This window comes from Kitasatospora sp. NPDC004289, from assembly GCF_053602875.1.
This window is the reverse complement of the sequence record NZ_JBSGEL010000132.1, coordinates 1-11,390: the sequence shown is the minus strand read 5'-3', so window position 1 is coordinate 11,390 and position 11,390 is coordinate 1. Positions and strand designations below refer to the sequence as shown.

11 protein-coding genes are annotated in these 11,390 nt (G+C 73.0%); 8 read left to right on the top strand and 3 right to left on the bottom strand.

Going from position 1 to position 11,390, the window contains the following annotated elements; translation table 11 throughout:
* Positions 1 to 38: 38 nt before the first annotated feature.
* Entirely contained in the window at positions 39 to 1,487 is a 1,449-nt protein-coding gene (locus tag ACWEPF_RS38880) for a DUF4331 domain-containing protein (RefSeq protein WP_452176376.1), read from the bottom strand.
* A gap of 427 nt (positions 1,488 to 1,914) precedes the next feature.
* Between ACWEPF_RS38880 and ACWEPF_RS38875 the strand changes: the two genes are divergently transcribed.
* The 6 genes from ACWEPF_RS38875 to ACWEPF_RS38850 all read left to right on the top strand — a co-directional run bounded on the left by ACWEPF_RS38875 (position 1,915) and on the right by ACWEPF_RS38850 (position 6,907).
* Positions 1,915 to 3,585, top strand: coding sequence for a nickel/cobalt transporter (locus tag ACWEPF_RS38875; RefSeq protein WP_452176375.1), 1,671 nt, complete (start codon positions 1,915 to 1,917; stop codon positions 3,583 to 3,585).
* On the top strand, positions 3,582 to 3,950 hold the full coding sequence (locus ACWEPF_RS38870; protein WP_452176374.1) for a hypothetical protein: 369 nt from the start codon (positions 3,582 to 3,584) through the stop codon (positions 3,948 to 3,950). The genes ACWEPF_RS38875 and ACWEPF_RS38870 overlap by 4 nt, the downstream gene beginning before the upstream one ends.
* Before the next feature lie 158 nt (positions 3,951 to 4,108).
* The gene (locus ACWEPF_RS38865) at positions 4,109 to 4,900 is read left to right on the top strand and encodes a ferritin-like domain-containing protein (RefSeq protein WP_452176373.1); all 792 of its coding nucleotides are present in this window, start codon (positions 4,109 to 4,111) and stop codon (positions 4,898 to 4,900) included.
* Positions 4,897 to 5,727, top strand: a complete 831-nt coding sequence (locus tag ACWEPF_RS38860; protein WP_452176372.1) for a ferritin-like domain-containing protein — start codon at positions 4,897 to 4,899, stop codon at positions 5,725 to 5,727. Before ACWEPF_RS38865 ends, ACWEPF_RS38860 begins: the two co-directional genes overlap by 4 nt.
* Positions 5,728 to 5,798: 71 nt before the next feature.
* Positions 5,799 to 6,203, top strand: coding sequence for a cupredoxin domain-containing protein (locus ACWEPF_RS38855; RefSeq protein ID WP_452176371.1), 405 nt, complete (start codon positions 5,799 to 5,801; stop codon positions 6,201 to 6,203).
* A 122-nt stretch (positions 6,204 to 6,325) separates the two neighbouring features.
* Positions 6,326 to 6,907: a hypothetical protein gene (locus tag ACWEPF_RS38850; protein WP_452176370.1), complete on the top strand. Its 582-nt coding sequence runs from the start codon at positions 6,326 to 6,328 to the stop codon at positions 6,905 to 6,907.
* A gap of 19 nt (positions 6,908 to 6,926) precedes the next feature.
* On the opposite strand, the gene ACWEPF_RS38845 is transcribed toward ACWEPF_RS38850, so the two are convergent.
* Together ACWEPF_RS38845 and ACWEPF_RS38840 are read right to left on the bottom strand one after the other, a co-directional pair.
* On the bottom strand, positions 6,927 to 7,721 hold the full coding sequence (locus ACWEPF_RS38845) for an SDR family NAD(P)-dependent oxidoreductase (RefSeq protein WP_452176369.1): 795 nt from the start codon (positions 7,719 to 7,721) through the stop codon (positions 6,927 to 6,929).
* Positions 7,714 to 8,244, bottom strand: coding sequence for a cupin domain-containing protein (locus ACWEPF_RS38840; RefSeq protein WP_452176368.1), 531 nt, complete (start codon positions 8,242 to 8,244; stop codon positions 7,714 to 7,716). The genes ACWEPF_RS38845 and ACWEPF_RS38840 overlap by 8 nt, the downstream gene beginning before the upstream one ends.
* 233 nt (positions 8,245 to 8,477) lie before the next feature.
* Between ACWEPF_RS38840 and ACWEPF_RS38835 the strand changes: the two genes are divergently transcribed.
* Positions 8,478 to 10,763 carry a M9 family metallopeptidase gene (locus tag ACWEPF_RS38835; RefSeq protein WP_452176367.1) on the top strand — a complete coding sequence of 762 codons (2,286 nt, stop codon included), beginning with the start codon at positions 8,478 to 8,480 and terminating at the stop codon, positions 10,761 to 10,763.
* 330 nt (positions 10,764 to 11,093) lie between these two features.
* Positions 11,094 to 11,390: LysR family transcriptional regulator (locus ACWEPF_RS38830; protein ID WP_452176366.1), on the top strand; the 297-nt coding region annotated here is incomplete at its 3' end.

Here is an 11,390-nt window from a genome sequence, read left to right as displayed (position 1 = left end):
GCCGGTGGTCGGGTGGGGCCGACCGCACCGCCGGTGGGTCAGTTGGCCTGGTTGACGGCCTTGTCGTAGGGCAGCGCCAGGTACGGGAAGGTGGCGCCGAAGGGCTTGTCGGTGGAGTTCACCTTGTCGCCCGCGGCCAGGGCCGCGACGAAGTTGCCCGGGGTGGCGCCCTCGACCACCTGGAGGGCGATGTCGACCACGTCGTCACCCAGGCGGCGGCCGTTGGGGAAGCCCTGGAAGTCGCCGTTGAGGACGCCGAGGCGGTCGGGGTTCGGGGTGACCGGGGTGGACATGTTCAGGCGCAGCTCCTCGGCGGGCACGAACGCGCCGGGGTCGATGTCCTGGTTCATGAGCTGGGAGTTGAGGTCGACCGCGAGCGGGCCGTTGGCGGCCTTGGCGATGCCGGTGAGGAAGATCTCCTGGAGGTCGGTCCGCGGGGTGGCCGGGGCCGGGAGCCCGTAGATCGCCTGGACCAGCTTCGGCACCTCGGGTTCGAGGACGCGGGCGACGACGGCGGGCTGGTTGTGGTCCTCGGACGGGGGAAGGGAGTTGAAGGCGTCCTTGAGACCGGAGGGGAGGACGACCTCGTTGACCAGGGGGTTGCCCAGACGCGAGACCTGGACGAACTTGCCGACCGGGTCGGCCTTGCCGGGGCTGAGCTTGAGGGTCTGCTTCTCGGTGCTGGACCAGACGCCGATCACCGGGTTGCGGGTGGCGTCGCCCTTGTAGGCGAGGCGGCTCTTGGGGATCTGGAGCGCGACCGAGTTGACGTTGTACCCGGCGAGGGTGTTCTGGCCGACCTCGGAGAGGTTGCCGCCGTAGAGCAGGTCGAAGACCCGCAGGTCGAGGAAGAACGGGTCGGCCGCCTGGGTGGCCACCGTCTGTCCTCCACCGGGGAGTTGGACGGTCGCCTGGTCGCGGAGCATGCCGTAATTGGGCATGGAGGCGCGGCCGGTGTGGGAGGGGGCGACCTGACCGCGGTCGACCAGGGTGACCGGGTCGCAGTCCGGGCGGAGCTCCTGGAGGGTGTAGTACTGCCGGAAGAGCAGGGTCGGGTCGCTGAGGTTGTTCACCGGCCCGTTGTTGTAGAGGAACGTGCCGGTGCCGCGCGCGTCCTCGGTGTGGAAGGTCCAGCGGTAGGTGATGTCGGGCTTGCCGGTGCCCTGGGAGTCGATGTTGATGTCGTAGTGCGCGCCGTCGGCCCAGGGGTAGAAGTTCGGGCCGCCGTTGGGCTCCTGGAACGGGAGCCAGTTGGCGATCAGGGTGACGGTGTCGGGGGCCTCCGGGCTGGTGAAGGCGTAGAGGTCGGTGTTGTCGACCTGCGGGTCGGCGGCGATCAGCGGGGCCTCGCGGTGGCTGGAGGCGGTGCTGACGCCGGCGCCCGTGCCGAGGAGGGCTGTGCCGGCCAGCGCGAGGCCCATGGCGGTCAGCACCGCCGCGGAGCGGGCGGCGGAGCTGGTGCGGGCACGTTGGCGCTTGACGCTCATGTGGGTCCGTTTCTCGATCGGTTGACGGAACGTCGGCTCCGGGCTGTGGGTGCGCGGAACCGGGGACCCGGGCGAACCCGGTCGGTCCGAACTGTGGACCGCGTCCCGTGCCGCCTTCGGTCGTGCGCGGACCACGGCTTGGCCGGGCCACCCGGACGGAGCACCGGAGCCACCCGTACGGCCCCGTCGGGGGGACCGTCGGCGCGCCCGCGCAGCCCGAGCCGCTGCCACCCGGTGGGGCAGGCGTGCGATACATCGGCATGTCCGCCCGTTTCCTGCGCCGCGCAGGTGATCCTCCGGCTCCGTTGGGGTGGTGGCGGCCATCCGCGGGCCCTCTGCCACGAATGTGAGCGCGGGCCCGTGCCGGCCCGCCCCGAACCGGACCGGGATCGAGCACCCGGCGTCAGAGACCCACCGGAGGACCAGCGTGCGAGTCCCACGACCTCTTTCCCGGACCGTGGCGGTGGCGGCGGGCGCCCTGCTGCTGACCGGCCCGGCCGCTCCCGCCGCCGAGGCCCATCCCCTGGGCAACTTCTCCGTCAACCACTACCTCGGGTTCACGGTCCACCCGGACCGTCTCGATCTCCTCGCCGTGGTCGACGCGGCCGAGATCCCCACCCTTCAGGACCAGCCACGGGTGGACCGCGACGGGGACGGCACCGTGGACGAGGGGGAGCGCGACGCCTGGGCCACCGAGCAGTGCACCCGGGTCGCCGAGCGCCTGCGGGTGACCAGTGACGCCGATGCCGCGCCGCTGCGGTGGGCCACCGGCTCCGCACGGTTCGACTACCAGGACGGCGCGGCCGGTCTGCGCAGCGGCCGGTTGGAGTGCCGGCTGCGGGCCGGACTCCGGCTGCCGGAGGGCGGTGCGGGCGTGCACGTGGCCAGCGGGATCGATGCCACGCGGGTGGGCTGGAACGAGATCGTGGTGCGGGGCGAGGGCGCCGTCGTGACGGACTCGGACGTGCCGGCCGGCTCGATCTCCGGAGAACTGCGGGACTACCCGAAGGAGTTGCTCGGAAGTCCGAGTGGAGTGACGCACGCCCGCTTCCGGGCCCGGCCCGGGGACGGCGGGGAGGTCGGGGCAGTGGCGGGGGTGGCACCGACCTCCGGCCCGGCCGCCTGGCTGGCACGCCTCGACGGCAGGCTCGCCGCACTCGGGGCCGCCGAGCGGCTGACCGTCCCGCTCGGTCTGCTGGCCGTCCTGCTGTCCCTGCTGCTGGGGGCCGGACACGCCCTCCTGCCCGGCCACGGGAAGACCGTGATGGCGGCCTACCTGGCGGGGCGGCACGGGCGCACCCGGGACGCCGTCACCGTCGGGGCCACCGTCACCGCCACCCACACGGCCGGGGTGCTGGTCGTCGGGCTCTGCCTCACGGCCTTCTCCTCGCTCGCGGGGGACGTGCTGCTCGGGTGGCTCGGCGTGCTCAGCGGACTCCTGGTCACCGTGGTCGGCGTGAGCCTGCTGCGGGATGCCGTCCGGCGCCTGCCCAACTCCCGTGCTCGGAAAGGGGATCAGCTCCAGGCCCTGGAGGAGCCGCGCAGGGAACTCGTCCACGCGGCGGCAGCCGACGGCGGCGGCCACGGGCACCTGCATGAGCACCCGCACCCGCACCCGCACGACCACGACCATGGCCACGACCACGACCATGGCCACAACCACGACCACGGGCATCACGATGGGCACGGGCACGACCACGGGCACGACCACGACCACGGGCACCATCACCACGGCTGGTTCGGCGGGCACCACCACGGCCCTGACGCCCCCTCGCGCGGGCGGCTGATCGGGCTCGGGATCGCTGGTGGCCTCGTTCCCAGTCCGTCCGCGCTGGTGGTGCTGCTCGGCGCGGTCGCGCTCGGGCGGACCCTCTTCGGGGCGGCGCTGGTCGTCGCCTACGGCCTGGGCATGGCCGCGACCCTCACCGCCGTCGGCCTGCTGCTGGTCAGGGTCGGTGACCGGCTACGGGCGGTGCAGGAGGGCACGGTGGCCCGGGCGCTCCGTCAACTCGCCCCGTACAGCGGCCTCCTGACCACGTTCCTCGTGCTGGCCGTGGGGGTCGGGCTCGTCGTCCGCAGCCTGCCCTCGGCCCTGTGACCACCACCCCGAACGGAGACCGGACCACCGTGACCACCCGCACCGCCACCGCCCTGGGCCTGGCCCTGCTGCTCGCGCCCCTGGCCGCCGCCTGCACCTCCGCGGCCGACGGAAGCTTCGACGCGGGGCCGGCCGTCCCCGCCCCGACGTGCCTCGCGCACCAGCCCGAACGCCCCGGCCCCCGGTACACCTCCGGGCAGGGAGCGGAGCCGCGCGCGGTCCTGGAGATGATGCGCTACTACACCGCCAACGGCACCAAGCCGTTCTGCGACGGTGCGGCGCCCACCGCCGAGGACCGGCGCTGGGCGGAGCTCTACGTCGAACTCGGCGGCGACCGGAGGTACGTGTCGAACGGGCGGGAGTGAGGGCCGCCGGTCCCGGTGCGGCTCCGGTCGTCAATGCCGCGTCGAACGTTCGCCCCCAGGGGTGAATGCCGGCCGACGGGGCAAGCCGGCCGGAGGGGTGCGCCGAAGTGCCTGCGATGTGTCCGCGTGGTGCGGGCATCGGAGGAGATGGGGGCGTGATGGCCGCAGAGCGCATCGACACCCGTTTGTTGGAAGAGCTGACCGAGCAGTCGCAGGACCTGAACAGCGACGCGCTGCGGATCACCCGGGGCGCGTTGGCCGACTTCGGGCAGGAGACCGAGCCCGCCGCGCGGCGCTGGTGGCAGCGCGGCGGCGTCCTGGCGGGTGTGGCCGGGGCGGCCGCGCTGTTCGGTTCGGCGCGGGCCTTCGCGGCCACCGCCACGGCCGACGACATCATGGCGCTGCAGACGGCCGCGTCGCTGGAGAACCTGGCGGTGAGCGTCTACCAGACCGCCGCCACGCTGCCGTTCATCAAGGACGGCAACAAGACGGTGGCGGCGTTCATCGCCAAGACCACCGAGCAGCACCAGGCGCACGCCAAGGCGTTCAACGCGGCCGCCACGCAGGCGGGCCGGAAGGCGCAGACCGGACCGGATCCGAAGTACAAGGCCGTGGTCGACCAGACGCTGCCGACCATCAAGGGCCCGGCGGACGTGGTGAAGCTCGCCATCACGCTGGAGGACGTCGCCGCCCAGACGTACACCAAGAACGTCGGCCAGGTCTCCAACGCCGACCTGCGCAAGCTGTTCGCCTCCGTGGCGCCGGTGGAGGCGCAGCACCGGGCCACCCTGCTCGCCGTCCAGGCGCTGCTGGCGGGCAACGCCGCCGACCTCGTCACCATCCCCGTCGACCCGGCGAAGCTGCCCGCAGCGGCCGGCAGCGTCGGTTTCCCGGACGCGTTCTACCCGACCAAGGACGCCTCCCCGATCAGCGAAGGAGCCGTCAAGTGACGGGCACGGGCAAGGGCGGCTGGGAGCTGCCGATCAGTGAGGCCCAACTCGGCCGCCTCACCCGGGACATGGAGCAGGCCCACCAGGACTCCCTGCCCGCGATGCGGGCGAGTGCGGTGGACCTGGCCGAGGAGATCCGAACCCGCCGCGGCGAGGAAGGGCGGGCCGACCACGGCCGGCGCCGCTTCCTGATGGGCGTGGGAGGCGTGGGTGCCGCACTGGTGCTCGCCGCCTGTTCGAGCGACCCGAAGGCCACCAACGCGGTGAGCTCGCCGTCCGCCTCGGGCACCTCCGCGAAGCCGTCGGCGTCGGCGTCCGGTCAGTACACCGGAGACCTCCAAGTGGTGGCGCTGGCCACCGCGCTGGAGAACCAGGCGGTCGGCGCCTACCAGGCGGCGCTGGACGCGGCCAAGGCCGGCAAGCTCGGCACCGTGCCGCCGGCGGTGGCCACCTTCGTCACCACCGCGATGGCCCAGCACGCCGACCACGCGAAGGCCTGGAACGCGGTGCTCACCGGCGCGGGCAAGCCCGCCGTCACCAACGTGCCACTGTCCAACCAGGCCGACGTCACCGCGGCCCTCGGCAAGGTCACCGACGTCGGGTCGGTCGCCAGGCTGGCCCTGCAGCTGGAGGACCAGGCCGCGCAGACCTACCTGTTCGCGACCTACAACGTCACCAGCCCGGCAGGGATCGCCACCGCCGCCACCATCGCGCCGGTGGAGGCGATGCACGCCGCGATCCTGCACTACGTGCTGGGCGAGTACCCCGTCCCGGCCGACTTCCTGCCCGTCGACAAGGCCGCCAGCCCCAGCCTCCTGACGGTCTGACGACTCCGGGGCAGGGTCGCGGACGGGAATCGCGCGACCCTGCCCCGGCCCCTCACCTGGAGAGCACGCCCGTGCACACATCCCCCGCCCGTGCCCTGATCGCCGCTGCGGTCACCGTCCTGCTGATGCTCGCGGTGGGTTGTTCCGGCTCGACCGGTCCCACCCGGGGCAACCCGGTCGCCACGGTGAGCACTTCGCCCCCGAACGGGGAGACCCCCACCGCCTCGGCCGTGAACCTCACGATCAAGGACTTCGCTTTCGCCCCCGCCGACCTCACCGTCGCCCCGGGGACCCGGATCGTGGTCGCCAACCAGGACACTGCTCCGCACACCTTCTCCGCCACCGGCAAGGCCTTCGACACCGGCCGAATCGAGGCCGGTGCGTCCGCGACCTTCACCGCCCCCGCCGCCCCCGGCAGTTACCCGTACCTCTGCGACATCCACCCGTTCATGGGCGGCACCCTCACCGTCCGATGACCACGCCGTGCGCGGCGGAGCCCGGCCGGGGCAGTCCGCGGCCCAGCTGGATCCGGTCCGGTACCGAGGGCGGAGTGCGATCCGCCGCCGCGGGGCCGAACACCCGTCCAGGAGTCCCGAGCGTGACGCCCGCCCCCGTGCCCGTCCCGATCCGCTGCGGCAGCCGCCACCCTCAGGAGTGCGCCCTGCTCCTGCGGCGCTCCATCGCCGAGTCCACCGGGTGGAGACCCACCGCGGCCGTCCTGGCCGTCGGTGAGCGGGCCGCCTGCCTGGCGCACCGGCTGGCCGAGCGCCACACGCCCGCCTTCACGCTCGGCACCGGCCGGGCGGCGTCCGGCGTCCGGGGGCCGTACACCACCGACCTCGGTGCCGAGGCGCTGCTCCTGCCGACCCTCGGCCTGCCGCGGCTGTCCCTCGCACTGGTCAGCGGCTACTCGCCGGGCCGCACCGAACAACTCCTGCTGGACCTGGACGTGTTGCTGCGCCCGGACGCTCCGGTGCTGTTCCTGCCGAGCCGGCGCGTGCCCGGTCTGCGACCGTACACGGCTCCGGCCGGTGCCTCGGCGTTCCACCGGCTGCGGGTGGTGCGGCTCGCCCACGTGGGCTGTGCCGACCCGGGCGACCCGGCACCCGTCGGGCTGCCGTACCAGCACGACAGCCCCGTCCTGGCGGCGGGCCGCCCGTCCCGGAGCACCGTCGGGTGACCGGGGCACGGCCGTCCGGTCACCAGCCGGGACGGGCACCGACGCCGCCGTCCACGACCAGGTCGTGGCCGGTGATCCAGGAGGCGAGGGGGGAGGCGAGGAAGAGGCAGGCGTCGGCGACGTCGCGGGGGGTGCCGAGGCGGGTGAGCGGGGCGGCGCCTCGCCAGCGGGTGACGCCGTCGGGCCAGGCCTCGGTGAGGCCGGGGCGGTCGATGAGGCCGGGGGAGACGGTGTTGACCCGCAGGCCGCGGGGGCCGAGTTCCAGGGCGGCGGCGCGGGCGAACATGAGGAGGGCGGCCTTGGCGGTGGCGTAGTGGGCGTGGCCGACGGCCGGCCGGCTCCCCTCGATCGAGGCCAGGTGGGTGATGGAGCCGCCCGGGGGGAGGAGGGGAACGGCGGCCCGGGTGAGGCGGACGGGGCCGTACAGGTCGATGTCGACCACCGACTGCCAGTCGGAGTCGGTGAGTTGGTCGAGGGCGGTGACGGGCTGGATGCCCGCGCAGTTGACCACGGCGTCCAGGCGGCCGTGGTGCTCGGCGGCGCGCTGGACGGCAAGGGCGGTCTCGGTCTCGCTGCCCAGGTCGCCGTGGACGGTGGCGGCGCGGCCGCCCCGGGCGGTGATCCGGTCGGCCGCCCCGGCCAGCGCCGGGGTGGAGCGGCGGCCGTGCAGGACCACTGCCGCGCCGACCTCGGCGAAGCGTTCGGCGACGCCGGCGCCGATCCCGCCGGTGGCGCCGACCACGAGGACGGCCAGGCCGGCCAGGCCGAGGGGGTCGGCATTGCCGGAGCCCGAGGGGTGGCGGGGGTCAGTCACGGCGGCCCTTCCAGTGGTCGTCGGTCGCCATGGTGAGCGGCCCGTCGGGGCGGCACAACTGCCGGATCAGCTCGGCCCGTTGCGGGTAGGCGGCCGCCAACTCCGGTGCGGTGCCGCCACGGTAGTCCGAGGGGAGGAAGCCCGGGGCCATGCTGGCGCCGAACAGTGACCAGCCGCCGCCGGGTGCGACCCGGGCGCCCATCCAGCTGCCGCCGGGCACCACGTGCTGGACGCGCGGGGCGGGGCCGTCGCCACCGAGGAGCACCAACTCGTCGGTGCCGTCCGGGTGGAGGAGCAGCAGCTCCAGCGGATCGCCCCGGTAGAAGTGCCAGACCTCGTCCCGGGGGAGCCGGTGCAGGGCGGAGAAGTCGCCGGGTCCGGGGCCGAGGAGAGCGAGGATCACCGAACCGGCGGGACGGCCGGCGGCGTCCTCGGGCCCGGCCCAGATCCGGTCGAACCGCCCGCCCTCGGCGGGCAGCGGCACCAGCCCGTACGCCCGGGCCACCTCGTCCGCGGTGCTCATCCGGCACTCCCCTCCTCCGCCCGTCGGTGCGACGGCACCGGACGATCCTAGGGACACGCAGGGCCCGGAGGTGGGAGGCCACGCCACCCGTCCCGGGCGGAGGGCTAACGCTGTTATGGCCCGGACAAGTTGGGGGTTATCCCCTTCCTGAACAGCCAATGGGCGTGCAATGGTACATGTCACCCAGCACCCCCCACTGCTGTCGGAGGACCTTCACCATGCGCTTCACACGCATGCCCAGAGCACTGTTCACAGCGGCGCTCACCTGCACGATGGCGCTCGGCGCCCTCTCGGCCCAGAGCCAGGCTGTCCCCAACAGCCCGTTCCAGGCGCCGAGCGGCGCGAACAGCGCGAGCACCGCCGGCCCCAGCCGCCCGGCCCCGCAGCCCGCCGCGGCCACCGTGGCCAAGGAGCAGGCGGCGCACGCCAAGGAGGACGCCAAGCTCGACCTCAGCCTGCGGGCGCCGCGCACGGCGCCCCGCACCCAGGACGCGGCGGATGCCAAGTCCAAGACGCAGCAGGCCCCGAGCGCCCAGGCCGCGGCCGCCTGCAACACCTCGGACTTCACCTCCCGCACCGGAAGCGCGCTGGTGACGGCGGTCAAGGGCGCCACGGTGGACTGCGTGAACACCCTGTTCACCCTCACCGGCACCGACGCCAACAAGGCGTTCCGCGAGGCCCAGATGGTCACCATCGCCAACGCGCTGCGCGACGTGGCCGTCAACTACCCGGGCAACAACACCACGTCGACCGCGCAGCTGGTGCTCTACCTGCGCGCCGGGTACTACGTGCAGTTCTACAACTCCGGCGCCGTCGGCAGTTACGGCACCACCCTGAAGAACGCGATCCGGCCCGCGCTGGACGCCTTCTACGCGGCCCCGCGCTCCAGCGATGTCACCGACGCCAACGGCGACATCCTGAGCGAGGCCGTCACGCTGATCGACAGCTCCGGCGAGAACGCCCGCTACCTGTACGTCGTCAAGCGCCTGCTCAACGGCTACGGCACCTCGTACGACGGGTACTGGGGCATGAAGGCGGCCGTCAACAACGTCTACACGGTGCTCTGGCGCGGCCACCAGGTGCCCGAGTTCGTCACCGCCGTGCAGAACGACACCAGCGTGCTCACCCAGCTGGACTCGTTCGCCACCAAGTGGAACGCCAAGCTCGGCTCCGACACCGGCTACCTGGTCTCCAACGCCGGCCGCGAGCTCGGCCGCTTCCTCCAGGAGGCGCCGCTCCAGCCCACCGTCCGCCCGCTGGCCAAGCACCTGCTCGACCAGAGCCAGCTGACCGGCCGCACCTCCGCGCTCTGGATGGGCGTGGCCGAGATGGCCGACCAGTACGACCAGGCCAACTGCTCGTACTACGGCACCTGCGACCTGCCCAACCGGGTCAAGGCGGCCATCCTGACCGTGCGTCAGACCTGCAGCCCCAGCCTGAAGATCCAGGCCCAGCAGATGAGCGCCGCCGAGCTCAGCGCCACCTGCACCAGCCTGGCCAACCAGGACGCCTTCTTCCACAACCTGGTGCGCGACAACGGCCCCGTCGCCGGTGACAACAACACCAACCTCGAGGTCTCGGTCTTCGACTCCAGCAGCGACTACCAGACCTACGCCGGCGTCATCTTCGGCATCGACACCGACAACGGCGGCATGTACCTGGAGGGCAACCCGGCGACGGTGGGCAACCAGGCCCGCTTCATCGCGTACGAGGCCGAGTGGGTCCGCCCCGCCTTCCAGATCTGGAACCTCAACCACGAGTACACCCACTACCTCGACGGCCGCTTCGACACCTACGGCGACTTCGACGCCGGCCAGGTCAAGCCGATCATCTGGTGGGTGGAGGGCTTCGCCGAGTACGTCTCCTACCACTACCGCGGCGTCAAGTACGACGACGCGATCACGGAGGCGGGCACCCACCGCTACGCGCTCTCCACGCTCTTCGACACCACCTACGACAACACCGACCAGACCCGCACCTACAACTGGGGCTACCTGGCGACCCGTTACATGCTCCAGTCGCACCGCTCCGACGTGGACGCCGTGCTCGCCAAGTACCGCACCGGCGACTACGCGGGCGCCTACACCTACCTGAAGTCCACCATCGGCACCCGCTACGACGCCGACTTCAACAGCTGGCTCACCGCCTGCAACGCCGGCAACTGCGGGACCGTCACCACCCCGCCGGCGAACGAGTGCACCAACGCGGACAGCCGCCAGCTCGACAAGAACTGCGGCCGCTCCAACCTCTCCGCCACCACCGGGAACCTCGCCTACCTGTACATCTACCTCCCGGCCGGCACCCCCAAGCTCACCATCACCAGCACCGGCGGCACCGGCAACGCCGACCTGTACTACAACGCCAACGGCTGGGCCACCAGCACCTCGTACACCGCGCGGTCCACCGGCGCCACCAACGCCGAGACCCTGACCATCAGCAACCCGCCGGCGGGCTGGAACTACATCAGCCTCTACGCCCAGCAGGGGTTCAGCGGGGCGTCGGTCGCCACCACGTACTGACCGACCCCCGCGTGACCGGCGGGACCCCGGGCGGAGCGGGGAGTGGGTAACCCGCACCGCCCGGTACGCAGGACGGCCCGGCCCAGCACGGTGGGCCGGGCCGTCCGGCACGTCCGGCCCCGCCGGCAGTGCGGTCCGGCCGCATCCGACCCTTGGGAGAGCAAGTGGAGCGGGCCGGATAACAGGAATCTCCGGACGGTGTTTCAGCAGGTCGGGACGGGTTTCGGCCGCGCTCGACGGGTTCGCCTCCGGCTCTTGGCGGGACGGCGGATCTCCCATAACCTCCCGGCGGGAGCAGTGGTGCTCACCCGAGGAGATGGGGGACCGCGCGTGGAACTGGAGCTGCGGCACCTGCGCACCCTGTGCGTGATCGCCGAGGCGGGCAGCCTCGGCCGGGCGGCGGCCGTGCTCGGCCACAGCCAACCGGCCGTCAGCACCCAACTCGGCCGGATCGAGCGGCACTTCGGCGAGGACCTGTTCCTGCGCACGCCCACCGGAGTGAAGCCCACCGCGTACGGCGCCCAGGTGTTGGCCCGGTCCCGCGAGGTGCTCGCCGCCGTGGAGCGGATCGGTCGCCGGGAGGACGAGGCCCCGGCCGCGCCGACCGGGCGCGCCCTGCGGCTGGCC